Source organism: Bacteroides caecicola, from assembly GCF_023337095.1.
Taxonomy (GTDB): Bacteria; Bacteroidota; Bacteroidia; order Bacteroidales; family Bacteroidaceae; genus Phocaeicola; species Phocaeicola gallinarum.
In genome coordinates this window covers 1-22,368 of record NZ_JAMBLM010000003.1, presented here as the reverse complement: position 1 = coordinate 22,368, position 22,368 = coordinate 1, and the positions used below count along the sequence as shown (strand labels likewise).

At 41.7% G+C, this 22,368-nt stretch carries 14 protein-coding genes; 5 read left to right on the top strand and 9 right to left on the bottom strand.

Annotated features, from left to right (window positions below; all coding sequences use genetic code 11):
* Positions 1-14: 14 nt before the first annotated feature.
* The 6 genes from M3085_RS03455 to M3085_RS03430 form a co-directional block, all read right to left on the bottom strand.
* A complete protein-coding gene (locus M3085_RS03455; RefSeq protein WP_249052284.1) occupies positions 15-2,354 on the bottom strand; it encodes a glycoside hydrolase family 3 N-terminal domain-containing protein in 2,340 nt (779 codons plus the stop codon).
* Positions 2,355-2,383: 29 nt separating this feature from the next.
* Entirely contained in the window at positions 2,384-3,679 is a 1,296-nt protein-coding gene (locus tag M3085_RS03450; RefSeq protein WP_249052283.1) for a hypothetical protein, read from the bottom strand.
* 38 nt (positions 3,680-3,717) lie between these two features.
* Positions 3,718-5,412 carry a SusD/RagB family nutrient-binding outer membrane lipoprotein gene (locus tag M3085_RS03445; RefSeq protein WP_191709648.1) on the bottom strand — a complete coding sequence of 565 codons (1,695 nt, stop codon included), beginning with the start codon at positions 5,410-5,412 and terminating at the stop codon, positions 3,718-3,720.
* Between the two features lie 33 nt (positions 5,413-5,445).
* A complete protein-coding gene (locus M3085_RS03440; protein WP_249052282.1) occupies positions 5,446-8,637 on the bottom strand; it encodes a SusC/RagA family TonB-linked outer membrane protein in 3,192 nt (1,063 codons plus the stop codon).
* A gap of 28 nt (positions 8,638-8,665) precedes the next feature.
* The gene (locus M3085_RS03435) at positions 8,666-9,586 is read right to left on the bottom strand and encodes a family 16 glycosylhydrolase (protein ID WP_191709646.1); all 921 of its coding nucleotides are present in this window, start codon (positions 9,584-9,586) and stop codon (positions 8,666-8,668) included.
* Between the two features lie 265 nt (positions 9,587-9,851).
* Positions 9,852-13,844 (bottom strand): hybrid sensor histidine kinase/response regulator transcription factor, encoded by a 3,993-nt coding sequence (locus M3085_RS03430; RefSeq protein WP_249052281.1) that lies wholly within the window; start codon positions 13,842-13,844, stop codon positions 9,852-9,854.
* Positions 13,845-15,001: 1,157 nt separating this feature from the next.
* Here M3085_RS03430 and M3085_RS03425 point away from each other — a divergent pair.
* Positions 15,002-16,213 carry a site-specific integrase gene (locus tag M3085_RS03425; protein ID WP_175327148.1) on the top strand — a complete coding sequence of 404 codons (1,212 nt, stop codon included), beginning with the start codon at positions 15,002-15,004 and terminating at the stop codon, positions 16,211-16,213.
* A gap of 10 nt (positions 16,214-16,223) precedes the next feature.
* Positions 16,224-16,586 (top strand): hypothetical protein, encoded by a 363-nt coding sequence (locus M3085_RS03420; protein WP_149942414.1) that lies wholly within the window; start codon positions 16,224-16,226, stop codon positions 16,584-16,586.
* Between the two features lie 742 nt (positions 16,587-17,328).
* On the opposite strand, the gene M3085_RS03415 is transcribed toward M3085_RS03420, so the two are convergent.
* Genes M3085_RS03415 through M3085_RS03405 form a run of 3 tightly spaced genes read right to left on the bottom strand, consistent with a single transcriptional unit; the run spans position 17,329 to position 19,642 of the window.
* Positions 17,329-18,204, bottom strand: a complete 876-nt coding sequence (locus tag M3085_RS03415; RefSeq protein WP_249052280.1) for a radical SAM mobile pair protein B — start codon at positions 18,202-18,204, stop codon at positions 17,329-17,331.
* On the bottom strand, positions 18,201-18,869 hold the full coding sequence (locus M3085_RS03410) for a radical SAM mobile pair protein A (RefSeq protein ID WP_087428939.1): 669 nt from the start codon (positions 18,867-18,869) through the stop codon (positions 18,201-18,203). The genes M3085_RS03415 and M3085_RS03410 overlap by 4 nt, the downstream gene beginning before the upstream one ends.
* A complete protein-coding gene (locus M3085_RS03405) occupies positions 18,866-19,642 on the bottom strand; it encodes an MBL fold metallo-hydrolase (RefSeq protein WP_087428940.1) in 777 nt (258 codons plus the stop codon). The genes M3085_RS03410 and M3085_RS03405 overlap by 4 nt, the downstream gene beginning before the upstream one ends.
* Before the next feature lie 135 nt (positions 19,643-19,777).
* On the opposite strand from M3085_RS03405, the gene M3085_RS03400 reads away from it, so the two are divergent.
* The 3 genes from M3085_RS03400 to M3085_RS03390 all read left to right on the top strand — a co-directional run bounded on the left by M3085_RS03400 (position 19,778) and on the right by M3085_RS03390 (position 22,258).
* Positions 19,778-20,677, top strand: coding sequence for a helix-turn-helix domain-containing protein (locus M3085_RS03400; protein ID WP_191710077.1), 900 nt, complete (start codon positions 19,778-19,780; stop codon positions 20,675-20,677).
* A 371-nt stretch (positions 20,678-21,048) separates the two neighbouring features.
* A complete protein-coding gene (locus tag M3085_RS03395) occupies positions 21,049-21,396 on the top strand; it encodes a hypothetical protein (RefSeq protein ID WP_013619458.1) in 348 nt (115 codons plus the stop codon).
* A 379-nt stretch (positions 21,397-21,775) separates the two neighbouring features.
* Positions 21,776-22,258, top strand: a complete 483-nt coding sequence (locus M3085_RS03390; protein WP_178256662.1) for a cytidine deaminase — start codon at positions 21,776-21,778, stop codon at positions 22,256-22,258.
* The last annotated feature ends 110 nt before the right edge of the window (positions 22,259-22,368 follow it).

Genomic DNA, 22,368 nt, shown 5'->3' with positions numbered 1-22,368 from the left:
GCAATCAGACAATGCTATTTATTAACACAGATATTAGCAGTTTCCCATTTATGTGTATCAGAACATTTAATATTCAAGACTTGATTTCCTACCTGCATACGGAAATCACCTTTCTCAAGTATCCATTTTCCGTCAGCACCTACAAAAGCAAGATCACTTCCTTTGATAGTCAATGTTACAGTTTTGGTCTCACCTGGCTGTAATTCCACTTTCTTGAATGCGCGCAGCCTGCGATTCTCTGGTGTGAGCGATGCTACCAAATCGCTGCTGAACAACATTACAACTTCTTTACCTGCAATCTTTCCAGTATTTGTAACGTCTATTGTAAATTCCAGTTTTTCGTTTTCAGTAAAAGTATCTTTATTCACACGCAGATTCCTGTAATCAAAAGTAGTATAACTCAAACCGTAACCGAAAGGCCATTGAACAGAAATTACAGCATCATAATCGTATGCACCTTCCATCTTATCCATTTCCTCGCTTACACGATAATCGTATGTAGTAAGTTCAGCTTGGTTTCTTGGATATGTATATGGCATCTTAGCACTTGGATTTGCATCACCAGCAAGGATATTTGCCAATGCATCTCCACCATAATTACCAGGCAACAAGATATTAATTACACCGTCTGCCAAAGGTTCAATGTCACTTATAACACGTGGACGACCGCCATTTATTACAAGAACAATAGGCTTGCCTGTCGTAGCAAGAGCTTTAACAAGGTTACGCTGGTTTTCAGAGATTGCAAGGTCTGCCAGATTTCCAGGAGTCTCGCAATATGAATTTTCGCCTATACATGCGATGATTACATCTACATTCTTTGCTGCAGCCACAGCTTTTTCTATTTCAGGAGTGCTTTCTTCGTAATACGCTCCTTCGGCAACGTATGTAACTCCTTGTTCTAGGGTTACCAAATCAGCGCCAAACTTGTTGCTTACAGCTTCGTAGATGGTATTATACTCACCTGCAAAACGGTCGGCAAGATGTCCTTGCCATGTATAACTCCATCCGCCGTTAAGGCATCTCATTGAATTTGCATTAGGACCTGTCACGAGGATTTTCTTACCTTTTGCCAATGGTAATATGTTATTCTTGTTTTTCAGCAATACTTCCGATTCTTCGGCTGCTCTAAGTGCGATTGCGGCATGTTCCTTACTGCCGAATTTAGGATAATCCTTATAGTCAGTATTAGGTTTTTCAAAAAGTCCCAAACGGTATTTCAGACGGAGAATACGACGTACGGCATCATCAATACGACTCATCGGCACTCTTCCCTCTTCTACCAATTCCTTCAACAGTGTACAGAAATCAAGATTGTAAGGTTCCATAGCCATATCGATACCCGCATTGATGGCAATTTCAATAGCTTCCTTTTTGTTGGCTGCTATTCTTTCACGAGTATATAGGTTATTAATATCCGCCCAGTCGGTAATCAACATTCCGTCCCATTCCAGATCTTCTTTAAGCCATTCTGTGAGTAACTGCCTGTTGGCATGCACAGGCACACCATTAATGGAAGCACTGTTTACCATTATTGTCAGCGCACCAGTTTCTACGCAAGCCTTAAACGGAGCAAAACACTTCTCTCTCAAATCAGATTCTGATATATATGCAGGAGTACGGTCTTTACCAGTACGGGACATGCTGTAACCAAGGTAATGCTTGACAGAAGCAGCTACACGGTCTTCTGAAACATGATTAGGGTCATCTCCCTGAAAACCACGAACAGCCTCACTGCCCATTATGGCATTAACCAGACAGTCCTCCCCATAATTTTCCCAAACACGCGACCAGCGAGGATCTCTTGCCATATCCACCGTTGGTGAATAAGTCCAAGGACAGTTGCTTGCTCGTGTCTCGTATGCAGTTATAACGGCCGACTCGTATGTCAGTTCAGGATTAAAGGATGCACCAAGATTGATATTCTGCGGGAAAAGCGTTCCACCAAGGGTATAAGTAGTACCATGAGTCTGATCCAAGCCGTAAATACAAGGAATACCTATTTCCTTCATAGATACTTCCTGAATATAACCGATGATTTCTTTCCATTTCTCACGGCTTTGAGCAACCGGTCCGGGAGCATTCAGTACAGATCCGACCTTGTACTTTCCAATTGCATTTTTTACTTTTTCCTTATCCAGTTTGAACTCTCCGCCCACCACATTGCCAAGAACATCTATTGACAGTTCTGTCATCTGTCCGACCTTTTCTTCCAAGGTCATTCCCGCTAATGTAGCTTCAACCTTCTTCTCTATTTCTGTATCTTTCGTCAAACTGACAGGAGTTGCCGCCTGTACGAAGCAGGCAGCATTTCCTATTATTGACGATACAAATAATACTTTTCTTAAATTCATATTTATAAATTTTTTTCTTGGTAAATAAATTATTCTTCGTAAGTAATTCTATCAACGTAATATCCGAAACCTACACAAAGGAATCCATCTTGCGAATTCAACAAGTCAAGTATCTCTTGTGACATAATTATGTCACTAACACCGTCCGCATAAACATCAAACTCAGGGTACCCGGGAAGTTCTGTCCACCATCCGGAAGAGAATCTGATTTTATGATAGCTATCATCAGATTTAATTGAGTAATATACCTTTAATTTTGTTCCTACAGGCAAATTCTTCACATCATTCTGCACCGCATCAAACAATCTGTTTGGATTACCTTCAGGTAAATCCCATGATACATAGTGATGACCCTTCCATAATTCAACTTCCAATGGAGAGTCTTTTACCGTAACTGCAAGTTCTGTCTTTATCTCACCATCAATAAAGAAACTAACATTTTCTCCGGATTTGGATATACCTGTCAATACATAATCTCCGTCTGCAATTGCAGGTGAAATGAATGTAAGACGAGTTGAATACTGTTCAACGAATGTAGTGATTGTATTTCCACCCAATGACAACGAAACGACCTTGTCAAGATTCAAACCGGTAATAGTCCACTCAGCATCAGGACGCTTGTTTTCAGGTCCTGCAGTTATCAACGGCCGGGAAGTAACATCCATTGTATTAGCACCGTATCTATTGCCTTCCACATCAATAAATACCACACGATACTCACCGTCAGACAATTCTGAAGGAATTTTAAATTCAATATAACCATCTGATTCCACGTATGTTATATCAGAGATTTCCACTTCCTGATTAGTTTTAGACTCGGCAATGTTTATCTGCTTTAATGCTACTTTTGCAACCTTTTCAAGATTTGTTCCACTAAGACGTGCCCATCCTCCAGTTGCGACAATACGTTCTGATATTACTTCTTCACTCTGAGGATCTTCAGCCAAAGCTTTTATTTTTACAAGTCCTTCACGGAAAGTTGTCTTTCCTACAGGAGTTGAGACATCAACCCTAAGATGATAAACACCAGCATTAAGATTCATCTCGAGCGTCTTTTCTGTTCCGACTTCTTCACCGTCAAGAGTCCAAACCACAGAAGTGAAATCAGCAGGCGTAGTTGTTACTGTTATTGAAAACAATACATCCCTGTCTATTTCAGAAATAGTTCCCAGTCCACCATTAGCGTCACGCTCCGGAAACGTAGGAGCTATGATACGAGGCTCGTCATCTGCTGTTGCAGTAGAAAATGGCTCTTCTTCACTACAAGATGTAAAAGAGAAACCTGCACCGAGCAATATAAATAATATCCAATATATATTTTTCATTTTAATACGAAATTTAAATTGTTTAGTGTACTAGATTTTTATTCTTTATCCCACCATACAGGAATATTCCAACTGTTAGTTCCACCCATACGGTCCAAAGCTTCCTGATAACCTTCCTTGTTGTAAGAAGACTCAAGTATAGGATAGCACAAACGTACAGGAATGTCGTATCCACCAGTAAGCTTGTCTGCCGCATAACCATATTCTGCAGGAGATTTCAGCTTTGGATATCCTGAACGACGTATGTTAGCCCAACATTCTGACAGATTATGGAAGTGAAGAATCCAAGCCTGAGTATTTATTGCTTCTTTCTTGCCTTCGTCACTAAGAGCAGAAATAGGGTGATTTGCTATATAATCGTTTATATCCTGATCGTCAATTTCGCAATCATAGTTATCAACTAGAAATGCCATCGAAGCCTTAACTCCATTTTCGTAATGCTGCTCAACAGATGTAGCACCTACGTTCCATCCTTTAAGCTTAGCCTCGGCCAATAGGAACTCAACCTCAGCGTATGTCATCACAACACCTGGGTTGTCAGATTTAAGGAAATTCTGGGCCAATTTAGGACGGGTAGCATCCTGTAACCATGGATTTGAGTAATTCGTATTGTCAGGATACCTTTCTTTAAGGTCCGCTATAATTTCACTCCAATATCCATTATCCGGCCATGGTTCATACCAGAATTCACCCGGTTTAGAAGGGTTGAACTGTGCACCCAGTTCCAGCATTTCGTCTGTCAGATCAATACGGTTATTAGGATTTGACTGAGTCAGACCCTTGTCGAAATAACAACGGGTAAGTGCAAAAGTACGAGGGTCGTCATTGTCCTTCAAAGTATTGAAGAAAGTAGAACAGATATAAGTCTGATTATTTGCAGGGTCATTACCAAAATACAACTGTGACAAAGCGTTACGTCTGTAATCTGTATATGCTTCCTGACCAAAATTGAATGTAAGCTCCATATATTCAATCAATGCGTCATCATCAGCACTTGTCATATAGCCGGCAGGATCTGTAAATGCCTTTTCAAACTCTTCCTGCGCCTTCTGTGGAGAAACATCAGATATACGCATAGCATAACGCATACGAAGAGAATTTGCAAGCTTTTTCCATTTTCTTATATCTCCATTAAATATCACATCACCTGTGATTTCATCTTTCTTATCGTCTAAAGCGGCAGCGGCTTCAGTCAGTTCTGTAAAGAAACTGTTGTAGATTTCCTCTTGTGTATCATAACGTGGACTTGTTATACCACTGATAAAACCTCTGGCTGCCTCTGAGTATGGAGCATCACCGTATGTATCTGTTATGATAGACATAAGATATACTTTGTAAATCACAGCAGCGGCATGTATGTTCACTTTGTTCTCGTCACCTTCTGTCTTTACCTCAGCATCTACAAGATTCTTGATTCCTGTAGTATAAAGATTTGTCCAAAAACGATTCATTTCGTTATTGTCAATTTTGTGCTGACCTCCGTAGTTTGTTGTATTCCAACATCCCATAAGCTGCTGCGTAAAGGCACCTATATAGCTTCGGTATATTTCTATCATTCCAAGGTCGCCGTATGTCTGTAGTTCGGCAAAAGTCAACTGTGAATTTGGGTCAATATTTTCAGCTTTCGACGGGTCTGTATTCATGTCATTCATGTATTCATCACTGCAAGCTGTAAAAGCAAGTGCTAATGCCATGCACATTGCTGTTTTTATATATGATTTGTAACGTTTCATTGTGTATTTCTTTTTGAAATGATTTAGGATTAATTAGAACTTAACGTTGACATTGAAACCATAGCTTTTACGTGAAGGCAATGAGCCATATTCCATACCCATACCTGTAGTATTGTTATAGTTCGAATCAGGATCGATATTAGGAATATTTTTCCAAACGATAAACGGATTACGTGCAACGAAAGACACTGTCAATCCTTGAATCTTATTCTTCAACCATGTCTTTGGTAACGAATAGCTCAATGTGATTTCACGACATTTGATATACGAGTTATCATAAACGAACATTGACGGTGCATAACGGCTGATATTCATCCAATAATCCTCAGGATTTACGTAAATATCGTTAGGACGATATGTTCCGTCACCATTGTCTATTACACCTGGGGCAATGAAACCGCCTGTAGGTGTCCAGTTTGCTTCGCTGATACCAAGAGCCTTACGCTGTTCTTCTGATTTATACCATTCTTCGCGTCCTTCCAATGTTTCCAATGCTTTACCGGATTCGTATGCGGCACGGGCAGACATTGAATACAAATCGGCGCCAACCTTAATATCGAATACAGCAGCAAGTGAAACATTCTTGTATGTGAAGTTCGTTACTACACCACCTGTCCAATCCCATGAAGCGTTACCCAAAATATGATTGCTATTGTCGTATTGTGGCAAACCGGTGCTTGGATCAATCAAGATATCACCATTTTCATTGCGTTTGAAATCAGGACCAATGATAGAACCAAAATTTTCTCCTACTACAGCTGCTACCTGAACATCCTGCCATGTAGCCTTTTCCAGCTCGAACAAATCAATACCGTCAACCAACTCCTTAACCTTGTTATTGTTCTTGGAGAAGTTGATGTTCAAGTCCCATGAAAAGTCCTTTGTCTGGATAGGACGAGTGTTCAAAGCTATTTCAATACCGTTATTCTGGATTTCTCCAGCGTTAATCATACGATATGTATAACCGGAAGCCCATGAACTCGCCATCGCCATAATCTGGTTTTTACTAGTCTGATTATAATAAGTAAAATCCAAACCAATACGGTTATTCAGGAATTTCAATTCCAATCCCATTTCGTATGAATTGGTTCTTGTAGGCTTTAGGTCACGATTAGGGATAGTACTGTTACTGATAGAACCTAAAGTATATCCTGGATAAGTAAATTTAGATTTCGTATATACCAGTCCCAACTGATAAGGATCTGTATCGCTACCAACCTGCGCCCAAGAAACACGTAGTTTACCGTAAGGCAGAAGATTGTGATTCTTGATAAGTTCAGAGAATACAAAGCTACCTGAGAATGAAGGATAGATATATGTATTGTTATTCAAAGGCAATGTGGAAGAACGGTCTCCGCGCAATGTAGCATCAAGATATATCAGGTGTCTCCATCCTACATTTACTGCACCATAAATAGAATTTATCTGCTTTCTGTAATAATTCTGTTCCACACTTGTTTCATTAAAGCTCATGAGCGCCACAGTTTCACGTATCTTCATATCCTGAGCTGTAGTGATTGTAGTCTCATTATTCACTTTATACAAGTTGGCACCCAATGTCGCATTGAAATCGAAATCCCCCCAGGAGTTGTTATATAGAGCCAACATTTCGAAGTTGTACATACGGTTTCTGAAATTGCTTATCTGCAATCTGCCTGCTTCATAGCCAGGAGTAGTAGGAGCCTTGAAATCCTCAAACTTAAACCAGTTGAATTCAGCTCCGACAGTACCTTGAAGCTTAAAATGGTCAGCAACGTTCCATATTGCCTTACCATTGAAACGGAACTGGTCTTTATCAGATTGGTTCGAGTTTTTGTAAACATCCCAGTAAGGGTTTACATTATATGGATCCAAACCATTCCAATTAGAGTATTCACCATTTGCATCCTGATATGTTTTCAGCCATTCCTGATCGTATGTAGTGGCAAGAGTCATAAGGTTTTTACCGACATTACCTTTGCTGTCGCCAAGAGCCGGACGGTTCTTTACCGATTCGCGTGTATAGTTTGTACTGAAATCCAGATCTACTTTTCCCATACTCGTATTGGCACGCAAATTGAATATGTTACGGCTCATATTGGTATTAGGAACTATATCTTTATTACGCATATCGGTGTAAGTGAAACGTACTCCCGACTTTCCATGACTTGAGCTTAAAGTCAATGTATTTGTTGCAGTCAAACCTGTACGGAAAAAACCTGATACATTATCAGGAATTATCAAATACGGACGCGAAACACCATCAAAATAATCCAGCATATTTGAACCGTCGGCTTTTGGTCCCCAACTCTTATTTGTGTTTGCAACAGCATTTATACTGTAAGTGCCATCACTACCCATACCATATATTTGCTGAACTTCGTTCCATTTAGCAAGTTGAGTTTCAAATGTCATTGTACCATTATACTCAACACTCATACGTTCACCATCCTTACCGCTAGCCTTCTTTGTTGTGATAAGAATTACACCGTGACTGGCACGGCTCCCATACAACGCTGAAGCAGCAGGACCTTTAAGAACAGACATATTCTCTATATCATCAGGGTTAATGCTTGAAATACCGTCACCCAAGTCATAACCTCCTTCCGTACCGGCACTGCCATAGTTTGTATTATCCAAAGGTACTCCATCAATGACATACAGAGGTTGGTTGTTTCCTGTCATTTCTGTATTACCACGCAAAAGCACACGTGTAGAGCCTGAAGGACCACCTGCAGTCTGACTGACAACCAGACCTGGAACACGACCAGCCATAGAGTTAATCACATTAGTCTCCTTAGCTTTTGTCAAAGCCTCTCCCTTAACTTCATCAACACCATAACCAAGTGCCTTACGTTCACGTTTGATACCCAATGCGGTAACAACGACCTCACTCAAAACCTTGCTGTCTTCCTCTAGGGTGATATCCAGTGGTGCAGTACCAACTTTTACTTCTTTTGTTTTGTAGCCTACAAAACTTATAACCAGTGTAGCACCCTGTTGCACATTCAAGACAAAATTACCATCCATATCGGTAATGGTTCCGTTGGTAGTACCTTTTTCAACAATAGAAGCACCGATTATAGCTCCCATAGCATCTTTGACATTACCTGACACTTGTCGGCTTTGTTGCATTACTGAAAGATTATTTTCCGTAACCCCAGCATTCAACTGCGGCATTCCTCCAAAAAGGGATAGAAACAATGTACCGCAATACAATGTGTACTTGTAGTTTAATCTTCTCATAAGTTTTTAATAAGTAATAGTATTAAGATTAATTATATATTTTCACCCAATCGATGAACATCTGGGCTTTTTCTCCATCTTTCAATGCTGTAATTTGTGCCGGATCTGTTATACCGGGAAAGTCACCACCTACAGCCAAATTGAACAAGAAATAAAATTTATCGTTAAAGTATTCAAAACGACCACTGTCCGGTCCGATATTAAAAGTTTTGATCAGTATATCATCAACCTTTACAATAAGTTCATTTTCATTCCACTCCAGAGAATATACATGATAGTTGCCATCCTGAAGACTTTTTTCCATAGTCTTAGTCTGGAAAATCTGCTCATGTCCTTCAACATCAGGACCATAATGAATTGCCGAATTTATGTATGCTTCTGTTGTATTATTGGCTATACCGGCTTTTTCTCCCATCTCCATAATATCGATTTCACCACAAGCAGGCCATTCCTTGTCGTTGTCTCCCATCATCCAGAATGCCGGCCATAATCCATTAGCCGTTTTGGGAAGTTTTATACTTGATTCCACTTTCCCATACTGAAAACTTTTCTTGCCTTTGCTGTTTACACGACCAGAATAAAATTTATCTCCTTCTCTCTTGGCAGTCAAAACAAGCACTGTCTTGTCACCGTCTTTCCCGACACTTACACACTCTTCGATATATTCCTGAAGTTCATTGTTCACCCACCCAGGCTCATGAGTCTCTTTTGTCCAAACAGAATTATCAAATGTGTTGAAATCTTCTGTAAACACAAGTTTCCACTGTTTCGAGGGTTCATCTTCTTCTCCTGGTTGCTCATCAGGCAGCTCAGGTTCCTCCTCCTGTCCTTCATTATCATCTTTGATTTCCTCTTCCGGATTATCAGGCTTTACCGGTTCATTATTTGTCGAACACGATTGCAGATTTACTCCCAAAAAGAATAATAGAAATAAAATTACTGTTTTCATACCGATAGTTTTTTGGTTAAACATTATGTATTTTCACTTTCTCTTTTACTGTTAACTAAAGATTACATTCAGCTTCCAAGCTGTTGGTAAAATTGGGTATAATCCTGTTTTTCAGGGTTTGAATGCTGACAGAAAAGGGTTGAAATCTATCATTTTTGCTTTTTAACCAAGAAAACATATAAAAATCGGGCTGACAAATCAATAAATGTTCATAAATAAGACATTATTGATTTGTCAGCCCGTAATATAAATATAGAACTATCTATTAGTTTTGCTCCAGAAACTTGCTTGGTGATATACCAAATTGTTTCTTGAACAATATACTGAAATATTTAGAATTCACAAATCCGGTTTCAGCGGCTACATCTGCCACAGGCTTTCCTTGTTTCAACAGTTCTGCCGCCCTCTGAAGGCGAATCAGACGTATGAAGTCCTGCGGTGCCTTTCCTGTAAGTGATTTCAAACGGTTGTAGAACAATGTACGGCTCATAGCCATTTCCTGGCACAATTGGTTAATATTAAATTCTTCATCATCCATATTATCCATGACGAGTTGTGTTGCATGCTTAATAAAATTCAAATCATCCTCTGATACCGGTACTGTATCATTCTGAACATTGCCCTCGTCTGTTTGCCGTATTTCATCATCATTGTTCAAAGTATCAGTGCCAACAGTTTCATTTTTCTCTATTTGCGCCACCACATTTTTCAGAACATATTCACGAAGATGATTTCTGGTTTCGAGAATACTATGAACCTTCAATCTTAAAATTTCTGCACTGAAAGGTTTAGGAATATAGTCGTCCGCTCCACTTTTCAGACCGGTAACCATGGCATCATGGGTTACCTTGGCAGTAAGCAATATAAACGGTATGCCGGATGTTTGTGGATTTTCCTTTACTATACGACAAAGCTCGTCACCCTGGATACCAGGCATCATAACATCCGACAGAATAAGATCCGGATATTCTTCTGCCAAACATTCCAAAGCCTTACTTCCATCAGATACATCTATAACCCGATAATCACGTTCAAAAATCTTCTTTAAATAACAGCGTAATTCATCATTATCCTCGACTATAAGCAATGTATCCAAAGATTCTTTAATATTTTCAGAATCATCACCAATATACTCAGTTCTATTTTCTATAACCGGAGATATCTGTTTATGTATAACATTATTATCAAAAGAAGAATCAATATCAGCATTGCGTAACGTAACATAGAACGTACTGCCCTTGTTTACTTCAGATTTGTATGAAATTTTGCCATGCATCATATTCACCAAACGCTGTACCTGCAACAGCCCGAATCCTGTGCCGGGTTCGTTTGTCTGTCTTGCATTAACAGCACGATAAACATTCTTGAACAGCTGTCTGCCGGCATCAGCCGGAATGCCAATACCTGTGTCTTGAACCTCTATAACTACATTCTTTTTATCAGATAAAAGTGACAGGCTGATTGTCCCATTTGCCAAGGTATATTTGCAAGCATTCGAAATAAGATTGTCAAGCAACATTTCCATCATCTGCTCATCTGCCATTGCAAACACATCATGTTCAGGCAAAGATATCTTTATATGCAATTGTTTCTTATCACAATATGACTGGAAGCTTACACATTCCTTCACTAACAAATCGTTGATATTTACAGGTTTAAGAGTTACATTTTTCTTATTTGTATCTATTTTCTCAAACTCAAGCAATTGACTTACAAGCGCATGTAGTTTACGTGTATTATTACGCGCAGTTTCCAACAAGTAACTTACATCATCCGAAAGGTCTTTTTTCTTACTAAGGTCTTCCAAAGGAGCCATGATAAGTGTTACAGGAGTCCGTATATCGTGTGCTGTCTCTACAAAGAACTTTATTTTGTCCTCATTATGTCTTTTTTGAAGCTGATTACTCTTATATCTAAGTATGAAATAAAATATACCGAAAACTAATGACAAATATATTATCCATGCATACCATGAATTCCACCACGGCTGATCAATGTTTATTGAAAGCGAAGCTTCTGAAATGATTTCTCCATTACTTTTTCTCAAACTTCTGACTTTTAATGTGTACATTCCCGGCGATACATTAGTATATCTGACAGTTCCATTCGAATACACCGCACTCCATGATTTTTCATATCCTTCAAGAATATACTGATAAGCTATATCATGCTGAAAACGATAATTTATTGACTCAAAAGTAACAGAAAATGAATTATAACTGTAATCAAGATCAACTTTCTTATCCATGAGCATAGCATAAATGGACGGACGCATCTGTATTTCCTTCTCAGGAGAGATATACTCCAATTTTAAATCTGTTATCCTGACAGGCGCGTCGTATTCCTCAACAGCCATCGCGCCAGGAGTTATAAAAATAGCCCCATAAGTACTTCCATAAGCAAACCTACCATCAGAAAGTTTGATACATGCCGATTTATTATATGTCTTATCTGTATCATGAATATAATTCAGATTTGAAACCTTCAGGCCATTTACAACGGCAAGACCTTTACCTGTGCTTGCCCAAATACGACCTTTATTATCACGTTGCAAGCTATATATGTCATCGGACAGCAAGCCTTCTTTAGTGGTAATGATCTTTACATCACCTGAATTCATATCATACAGATTCAGACCACCTCCTTCAGTGCCAAGCCATACAGTACCGTCACCATTAAACAACATTGAAATGATATAAGCACTGACATTCTTATCATTGAACTCAGAGGTTGTGGCATAACGTCTGAACTGAGATGTATATTTTTCTACAATACAAAAACCATTTACTGTAGCAACAGCCATTCTCAAAGAATCAACTTCTTCTATGGAATGAACCCAGTTTATTTCAAACTCATTTTTACGCTTTCCTTGTTTGTCGGCTATAATTAAATTTCCGTCAAGTCCCCCAATCCAAAGATCTCCGTCCTTGTCCTCCTTCACCGAAAAAATATAATTCGTAGTAAGACCTCCCGGCTTTTGAACAAGATGTTTTAACACACGTCCGGCTTTATCAATCAGATACAAACCGTCTCCATAAGTTCCAGCCCAGACATTTCCATCGCCTGAACTACATAAATCTACTATTACAATAGATTTTAATATATGTTTCCAACGATGATCAGACTTATTCCTAATACTTATACCATCATCCGTGGCAAACCACAAATCATAATTTATATTCTCCTCTATATCATTCACATTATTATTTACCAACGACTGCGGATTTCCCCGTTCATGTGTCATTATATTGATAGGATACTTCAAAGAAATAGCCACAGACACTCCACCAGTGTAACTGCCTATCCATATATTATCCTGAAAGTCTTTGGTTACGGCATAGATTCCATTGCCACGTAAAAAGAACTCCCCACTATCCTCTGTATTTACAAACAACTTTGTTTCTGAGGTATGTTTGTCCACAAAATATACTCCACCACCGTCTATTCCAACAAGTATTCTGTTATTGTCATAAGGAGTAATGGCGCGAATAGGATTAAAAAAAGACAGATGTTGACCTTTTATACGATGTAATGAATAATTTCCGAGATCCAGAGTCCACAATCCGCTGTTGAAAGTACCAATCCACAACTTATTTTCAGACTTATCGAAATAAAGAGTTTGTACATTTTTATCTTCAACAAGTTGATTTGAAACAGAATCTTCCCTACATGATAAACGAAAAACTCCATTCGATGTACCAACAAATAAAGAATCACACAAACATGCTATATCATTTATATAATTGTCTTCTAAAACGCAACATAAAGCACCGTCTGACTTTTTTGAATATAATCCTCTACTCAATCCAAACCAAAGCGTTCCATTTTCATCTGAAAATATTTTATTAAGAATAATTTCCCCCTCAATATACTCGCCCAAAAACAAATACAACTCAAAGCTGTCCGTATTCGGTTGATATTTATATATTCTCCCGGTATGATCGTATGCCAAAAGTCCCAGTTTATTATCAAAATAAAGCCTGATTATTCTCCCTGCCAAATCACCATAATAATAATTGGCAGACAATGAATAATTCTTTACTGTACGACCATTATATCTGTCCACTCCAGTTCTGGTTGAAATCCACATCACATTGTCATTATCCTCAACTATCGAGAATACTCTTTCGCTACTCAATCCATCAGTGCGCCCGATGTGACGAACACTAAACATACCGTCAAACGATTCGGCATATAAAGCAGAAATAGACAACACAAAAGATATGACTAATAAGATATATTTTAAATTTATTTTCATATATTAAATAACTCAAGTTTCGCAAGTACTCAAATAATGTAATAAAAAAAGGCTAAAGAGTTTGATGATTCAATGATTATCACTATATTAATGTCGCCAAACGAAATTACGAAAAAGGTCTAAGTGATTGAAAATGAGTTGCAGTTACCAACTCATAGTAGTAATAGGTTACGAATTAGTTAGTTATCTACTGTTTTATTCTTCTATGCGTTGCGTAACCTTCAAAGAACTCTTCGTATGCAAAAGTAGCATATTAATGGCATATATTGAAATAAAAATCCAGCTTTTTAAGCTCCACAGACAAGTTTTTCCGTAAAAGCGATTTAAGGCGTAGGAACACCATCGTCAATAAATCGACGACCATGTTCCTACTATTGCATAAGCATAGAAAAGGGCTTTGCGTCACGCCTGAACCATGTTCAGACTGATGATGCAAGGCCCCTTTCTTTTTTTGCTTATGCCACAAGCGGTGCTTTTACGGCTGTCACCTGTTGATTTTCTTTTTTTTTGTCGGTTCCTCTAATCGAAAACGGAAGTCATGGGTAACCACACCTTCCATAAATGAAAAGTGCCATTACCCATGACGGCAAACCGGAAAGAAAATTGCAACCGCATAACTAAACAGGTTTAGCCACACGGTTGCAACATACTTTCTTGGAATGTTTGCCAGTTTCACGTTTTCGCCGTATCCTTTTTTTTGACATTTCCTTTCTTTTCCCGGAACATTTCATATCCAATATGCCTCCACATCCGTTTACCTCCATTTTGATGGTCTTTCAGGCAGTCGCATCAGGTGGATCGTTCCCGTTCTGGGTGCAAAGGTAAATCCGGGATTGGGATGCTCAATGGTTTTTAGAAAAAATCTCCAGCCCTACGGGTAGTATTTTTTCTTTGAAAATAATAGGATAAAACGCAGAATAAAGCGAATTTGAGCATTCTCACTGACGGTCAGAGGGTTTGGCTTCGGGTGGCACGGAATGACATAAGGGCGGAAAAACGGATTTGGGCGGATTACAGCAATAGATGCACTTCCAAATCATTACCCAACACCTGATGCACATTTAACACTAACGGTCTCTATTTCTGCGTTCTGCGTAGGTTTACATTCTGCCTTTACAACTCCCATAAACTAATTTTGCACCAAACAAAAAGCAAGGATTATGAGGAGTACTTTCAAGACCGTCTTCTATGTAAACGGAAGCAAGGAAAAGAATGGAATTGTCCCCATCATGGGACGGGTTACAATCAACGGGACTATCGCACAGTTCAGTTGCAAGCAGCGTATCTCCAAGGATTTGTGGGATGCTAAAGGCAACAGGGCGAAAGGCAAGAGCCGCGAGGCGGTGACGGTGAACTATGCGCTTGACAACATCAAGGCGCAGATAACGAAGCACTACCAGCGGCTTTCCGACCGTGAGGCATTTGTCACGGCTGAAATGGTACGCAACGCCTATCAAGGCATCGGCACGGAGTATGAAACATTGTTACGAGCCTTTGACAAGGAGAATGAGGCGTTTGCCAAGCGGGTGGGCAAAGACCGCTCCAAGCGTACGTACCAGAAGTACCTGACCGTCCGCAAATACGTAGCGGAGTTTATTAAGAGGCAGTACAAGCGGACGGACATGGCGATGAACGAATTGACGGAGGATTTCATCCGTGACTACTGCCTGTACCTGCGAAACGAGGTCGGGCTGGCGCAATCGTCCGTGTGGATATACTCCATACCGTTGAAACACATCGTCACCACGGCGCACTACAATGGCAAGATACCGAGAAACCCGTTTGCGATGTACCACGTTGACCCCGACCACAAGGAACGAGGCTTTCTCACGGAAGATGAAATTCAGGCGTTGAGTACAATCAGTCTGGACAATCCCAACTTCGCATTGGCGAGGGATTTGTTCCTGTTCGGTTGCTGGACTGGCATCTCGTTCACGGACATCAAGAACCTGACCACCGACAACATCGTTGAGATGAATGGCGCATCATGGATTGTGTCGAAACGCCAAAAGACGGGCGTACCGTTCCAAATCAAGCTGATGGACATCCCCATGCAGATAATCAGGCGTTACGAGCCGTTCAGAAGAGACAAGCGACTTTTCAACATCGGCTCGCTTGACATGGTGAACAAACGCATCAAGGCTGTGGCGAAGAAATGCGGGATAGAAAAGCCGGTTTCATTCCATTTGAGCCGCCATTCATTCGCTGTTTTGGCATTGAATTACGGTATGCCGATAGAGAGCGTGAGCAAGATTTTGGGGCATACGAATATAACCACCACGCAAATTTACGCGAAGGTGACCAACGCTAAACTTGAAAACGACATATCCGCCTTTGAGAGCAAGATAAGCGGACGTTTCGTCCTATAACGCACAGTCTATGGAACGGACAACAATCACGATGGACGGGTGCGGCAGGATTGCCGTGCCGTCCGATGCCGCCAACGTGTGGATGAACGAAATGGAGTTGGTAAGGCTGTTCGATGTAATCGCCCCGACACTCCGTGCCGCCATCCGAGCCGTGTACAAAAGCGGAGTGCTGAAGCCTTGCGATGTGGAAAGGCGCATCAGGCTTCCCAACGGTTATTGTGCGGAGGCGTATGCCCTGCCAATGGTCGTGGCAATCGCTTTCCGTATCAACACACCCAATGCCGCAAGGGTACGCAACGCCCTGTTGGAAAGGCTGTGCTTGCGAAAAGACAGACAAGTGCTATTTTTCTTTTCGTCGCCAAATGTTTTGTGAACGGGTTTGTTGAACGGTTGTTTAGGTCGTATATTACAGAACATCAATGCGTTATCTTCACTTCTCAATAATTCAAAACTTTCAGACTTGCCTGCAAGTCTGCCGGAATACGGCATGGTAATTTGCATGAGTGCTATTTATTATTTTGATGAATTGATGAAAGTATATATAAACATAAAGAATAACAGCGGTTTACATCCTCATCAAACTCTCAACAAAAGGATATGGCTGATGAAAAGAGAAAACGGACACAGCCTTACTCATCGCTTTTCTTTTGACAAGCGGTTTGATGAAAGAATGTTGAGCATGTATCGCTATGACTTTTAGTATGTTAAGTCGCCCATTCATCAATTCATCGGATTTTCATTCATCATCAAGCCTGCTGTGGAAGCAACGGAGGTGAGTATCACCATCCGCAGGCTGGCCAGACGGACTTCCGTTCTGCCGACCGACAAGGGAAAACCGACACCGCCGCAGGCTTTTGGGAACAAAAGCCATAGCTCATTATGGCGTTTTCTTCACGCACCGCTGACGCTCATGCTAAAAACTCCCCAATGAGCCAGTGGGGTTGCCCCCTGAACGCCCCCGTTTGCTTCCGAAAGAAGCTGCGAGCAGTCCTTTGAGTTGCCCAAAGTTTATGAGTTGTTTTAAAGTCTGAACTCTGTTTTTATGGTAGCAAGTTTGTGTTTCGGGCATACCGAAGCTGTTTGCTATCATCCCATAGCGGGAATTTATATACATCTTATTTTTTGAGCCTGATTTTTTCGTGATAGAAATAATTTACGATGACAGGCTTTCCTTTTTCCGAGCGTCCGTAAGGCAAATCGTTCACCCGATAGGGAAATCCTTGCGTCTGTGCATATTGGGATATGTCCTGCTCCAATGCCTGCCAGTAATCAAGCCTTTTCTTGTTGTAAATCTCATCGTATAATGGGAAGAGTTCGGGATGCTTCTCACGGATATATGCCATTATCTCTCCTTTGAATTGTCCGCGCAGGTTCAGATTTTCAAGCCATATCAAATCGGCATATCCTTTCACTTCCTTGATAATCGTCTTTACATCGGTTATTCCCGGAAATATGGGCGAAACGAAACACACGGTACGGATGCCTGCCTCATAGACTTGGCGCATTGCTTTCAGGCGGCGTTCTATGCTCACGGCGTTGTCCATATCCGCACGAAACTGTTCGTTAAGCGTATTGATTGACCAAGACACTGTTACTTTGGGAAAACGTTTCAACAGGTCGAGGTCGCGAAGGACGAGGTCGGACTTCGTACATACCATAATCTCGGCGTTGCTTCCGCGCAGTTCTTCGAGCAGCCTGCGGGTACGGCGGAATTGTTCCTCATAGGGGTTGTAACCGTCCGTCACGGAACCTATCACGATGCGCTCACCGTCATATTTGTGCGGATTGGCTATCGGTTTCCAGTTCTTCACGTCCAGAAACGCGCCCCACGGTTCTGTATGCCCGGTGAAGCGTTTCATAAACGATGCGTAGCAATACTTGCAGGCGTGAGGGCATCCCACGTAAGGATTGACCGAATATCCTCCGACTGGCAGTGCGGATTTGGTCATAACGCTCTGTACGTCTATTTCCTTGATTGTTTCAATATTCATTGTATGCGTTTGATAAATTGTTCCGGCAGTTCCTGAATCATCCTTTCTTCACCCATTATAAGCAGCAAATCCTCTTTCATAAATACGGGGATTCCTTGCGCTTTGGCTTGGTCGGCAATGTGAAGCACCCATTCGAGACGGGAATCCACTTTGCCTTTCCGATGTCCCGTTTCCGTGCCTATGACAACCCAATCGATACCCGCGAAGTCTATCTCTCCGATTTCGTCAAAGATAGGTTCAAAGGTGACGTGGTAATGTTTGGCCTTGATATTTCTTTTCAAATCTTCTAACCTTTTTTTCTCGGAACTGCGCGTGACGGTCACGCCCATCCAGACATTTTCGTCATCCGTAGAAAAACAGACCTTATCCGGACGTTTCGTAAGAAAGATATAAGCGTGTTGCGGATTGCTTTTCATTCTTCCGAAAATCTCCGCGTTCCATTCAGGCTTCCAATCGGAGAAGTCGCTCATTCCGGTCATCAGCCATACGTGAGGTTTTGGAGTGTCGATGATGTGTAGCTTGCGCCCCATATATTCGGGTACAGAAAAATCGTCCGTGATATGGAAGCGGCGACAGTTATTACGGGCATAGCAGTAGCTGCACCCTATTGAGCAGCCTATCACTATGTTCATATTCTTTATCAGCGATTTGATGCAAACACTCATAACGTAATGCTCTCCCCATCTCCCGGCATAATCAGTCGGTTCATATCCACTCCGTGGTGGCGGGCTTCGTTTCGCAGAATTTCGCGTGTTGTCTGGCAATGGTCAATAGCATCCATGTGTACGGCTATCAGTTTGATTTGTGCGGGGAGCGTGTCGAGCATCGCCATCACTTCCTGTTCGTCGGGGATGATGCAGCCGTCTGTCTTGGAAAATTCGGGGAACACCGCACCGCCGCTGTTTACAACGATATAATCAGGGCGGTATTTTTCCACGGTTTCAAGGATGCACGGTTCCCATTTGCAGTCGCCCATTATATAAATGGTCGGAAGTCCCTCCGCCATCAGCACATAGCCCGACACGGGTCCCATCATCTGGCCTATCTGACCGAAACCGTGATGACCCGTGGTGCGGTGGATGGTCAAGTTGCCTATTGTCTTGCTCTTTTCAATTGCTTCTACATTTGTAAAACCATCTTGCACGAGGGTTTCCTTGTCTTGCGGCTGGGTGTAGAAAGGGATGTCTTTCGGCAAATGTTGTTTCACGCTCGGTTCATAATGGTCAATGTGGTTGTGTGTGAGCAGTACCATATCCACGCCCTCGGTGATTTCGCTGATGGGCATTACCAGATGCACCCTCGGACTTTTATACACGCCGAGAGCGGATTGCAGGGTTCCTTTGTCGGCAAATACGGGGTCAACAAGGATGGTGTGTCCTGCATAATTGATTTTCAAGGTGGCGCTGCGCACCAACCGGATAATAGCTTTCTCGTTCATAATGTTACGCTTTTATGATTTGTCGGGTGCAAAGTTCGGAAGATTCCCCTGATGCCTCTATGCCTTAAAAAGAGGAATATATGCCATTTTGATAAAAGAATGATGTATATTTGCAGAAAGCAAAGAACAAGAGCGATGAAAACGATAACCAACCCCGAAAGACTGGTCAGCGTCCCGTTCAGCAAGACACGTTGCGGCGTGGACTTCTACATCAACACAGGCGAGAGCAAGGACATCTGTGGTGTCTTGACCGAGCACCGGACGTTCAAGACGGATTTTTTCAGTTTCTATTTCTTTCGCCGCGCCAATGGCTATGTGCTGTTAAACTTCCGCAAAATAGAGTTACGGGACGATATGGTGCTCCTCCTGTCGCCGCACCAGCAACAGGAATGGCACGTGGATGAAGCGGAACTGGACTACACTTTCCTTATCTTCCGCGAGGACTTTATGCACACGTTCATCGCCGACAAGTTCTTCGTCTATCGCCTGCTGTATTATTATCAGACCGACACGCCACCGTACCTGTTTGCCGCGCCGGAAGAACTGGCGGAATATATGCGCCTCTTGGGGAAGATAAAACAGGAGCTGCTGCATCCTGTGGCAGACACTTACAACCTTATCGTATCTGTGCTTTACTATCTGTTGGTGGTTATCAACCGGGCATACGCCAAAACTTACCGTCTGCCGGTCGAAGTGCCGAAGAACAATTATGCATTCCAGTTCAAGGACTTGCTCGAAAAGCATATCCGCACCGTGCAGCGTGTTCAGGAATATGCCGATATGCTCCGTGTGAGTCGCATCACGCTGAACAACTCCGTCGTGGCGCAGTTCGGCGTGTCCGCCACCCATTTGCTCAAACAACGCCTGTTGGAGGAATTGAAAAACGAGTTGTTGTTCTCCGACCGCAACGTGAGCCAGTTGGCGGACGAGTTCCACTTTTCCGACCCCAGCCATCTGATGCGTTTCTTCAAGCAACAGACGGGAAAGACGTTTACGCAATATATCACGGACTACCAAAATGGAATATACGAATGAAAAGCAAGAAAAAACTTTATAAGACTTGCACTCCTATCCTCTTTTTTTGTATTTTTGCAGTCGGCGAGAGTTTTTAGGTGGAAATACACCGCATATCACAGAATTAGCAACCGTTGCCAAGTCATTACCTCACTCTTTGAGAAAAGCTTATAAATAGCTTGTTTCTAACAGATTCCTATTTGTGTATCGAATTTTATTTGAAAACCCTTGCTCTACCCACTCCCTACCTTTTTTGAAGCACCCGAAACGAAAACGACCAAAGCGACAGAAAGACGCATTAAAAAAAATGTCGGATAAACGGGAGGCATATAAGGTTGGAAACTCAACTCCCTCAGCTCTCGAATCCGCATTAAAAATAAAAACAAATGGATATGGAAGCAGCAGTAGCAACAAAATTCGTGAAGTGGGAAGTTCCGACATTGGAAAGCCTACATGAGTGCAAGGTTTACAGACTTCGTATGAAAGTGAACAATGGCGAGGTACTGAACAGAGAGGAAAAGAATTGGATAACCGAAAAGGTAAACGGCAATACCTATTTCAAAAGTGCGATACCATTGCAAGGATGGCGGTTTGACTTCTCCGACATACTGAGGACATTCCTTGTAAGCCAGTACGGACAATGGAGAGAATACAAGGCTATGGACAAGACGGCACTCCGCAAGATATTGTACGGAAGAATTGACAGAATTGTAGAACTTGACAAACGACACCCAAAATGACAGCAGCAATGAACTCTTCATCGTTCTAAAATTTTTTTGGTTTCAAATTTAGTTCGTGAAGAATCCTTCGTCGCTACGCAAATCATTGAGGAATACTGCAATTCTCGTTCACGCCGCATTTTCTTGCGTGAGTTGTTAGTAACTCACTGGAAGTTAGTGTTTTCTATATTCTTCCAACCTCGTCATAACCTGTTTTGGGCATGGTCACGAATTGGTAACGGTGCGATGTCCTAACTTGGCTTTTTCATTGCTTTTTCTGTCTTTCATTTTTTCAAGCCATCTTCCTAAAACGCCTATCTGCCAATAACTTTGCTACATTTTTCTGTTTATCACTTTTTATTCGTACTTTTGTAATCGCAGAAAATGTAACATTACTGCCATGAAAGAAATTAAATTAGACATCCGAATCCGTGCTTTAAGCTACAACGAACTGAGTGAAGAAGACCGTCGGCTGACAGATCTTGCCAAAGAAGCCACACGGCGAAGTTACTCGCCTTACTCCGGCTTTTCAGTGGGCGCAGCCGCACTGCTTGCCAACGGAGCAACCGTAACGGGCAGTAATCAGGAAAACGCCGCCTACCCCTCAGGAATATGCGCCGAACGAACTACCCTGTTCTACGCCAATTCGCAATATCCCGACCAAGCCGTAAAGACACTTGCCATTGCCGCCCGCACGGTATCAGGGTTTATCGACACTCCCATCCCTCCCTGCGGAGCCTGCCGGCAGGTATTGCTTGAAACGGAGCAACGCTACCACCAGCCTATCCGTATCTTGTTATACGGTGAAAAAGAAATTTATCAGATAGACGGAGTAAAAGACTTGTTGCCGCTCTCGTTTGGCGGAGATTTCTTGTCAAAGTAACTGCCTTGAGTTTTCAAACAGTCAATAAAAAAGGCAAGTCCCGACTATTTCCAGCCGTGGCTTGCCTAACATTTGCGCATTTCTGCGCATCCCAATAAAATACAAATATA

What these genes read in the sequence shown, in the direction of transcription:
- M3085_RS03455 (WP_249052284.1), bottom strand. Translation starts at nt 2,354, where the DNA reads ATGAATTTAAGAAAAGTATTATTTGTATCGTCAATAATAGGAAATGCT.
- M3085_RS03450 (WP_249052283.1), bottom strand. Translation starts at nt 3,679, where the DNA reads ATGAAAAATATATATTGGATATTATTTATATTGCTCGGTGCAGGTTTC.
- M3085_RS03445 (WP_191709648.1), bottom strand. Translation starts at nt 5,412, where the DNA reads ATGAAACGTTACAAATCATATATAAAAACAGCAATGTGCATGGCATTA.
- M3085_RS03440 (WP_249052282.1), bottom strand. Translation starts at nt 8,637, where the DNA reads ATGAGAAGATTAAACTACAAGTACACATTGTATTGCGGTACATTGTTT.
- M3085_RS03435 (WP_191709646.1), bottom strand. Translation starts at nt 9,586, where the DNA reads ATGAAAACAGTAATTTTATTTCTATTATTCTTTTTGGGAGTAAATCTG.
- M3085_RS03430 (WP_249052281.1), bottom strand. Translation starts at nt 13,844, where the DNA reads ATGAAAATAAATTTAAAATATATCTTATTAGTCATATCTTTTGTGTTG.
- M3085_RS03420 (WP_149942414.1), top strand. Translation starts at nt 16,224, where the DNA reads ATGGAACGGACAACAATCACGATGGACGGGTGCGGCAGGATTGCCGTG.
- M3085_RS03415 (WP_249052280.1), bottom strand. Translation starts at nt 18,204, where the DNA reads ATGAATATTGAAACAATCAAGGAAATAGACGTACAGAGCGTTATGACC.
- M3085_RS03410 (WP_087428939.1), bottom strand. Translation starts at nt 18,869, where the DNA reads ATGAGTGTTTGCATCAAATCGCTGATAAAGAATATGAACATAGTGATA.
- M3085_RS03405 (WP_087428940.1), bottom strand. Translation starts at nt 19,642, where the DNA reads ATGAACGAGAAAGCTATTATCCGGTTGGTGCGCAGCGCCACCTTGAAA.
- M3085_RS03400 (WP_191710077.1), top strand. Translation starts at nt 19,778, where the DNA reads ATGAAAACGATAACCAACCCCGAAAGACTGGTCAGCGTCCCGTTCAGC.
- M3085_RS03395 (WP_013619458.1), top strand. Translation starts at nt 21,049, where the DNA reads ATGGAAGCAGCAGTAGCAACAAAATTCGTGAAGTGGGAAGTTCCGACA.
- M3085_RS03390 (WP_178256662.1), top strand. Translation starts at nt 21,776, where the DNA reads ATGAAAGAAATTAAATTAGACATCCGAATCCGTGCTTTAAGCTACAAC.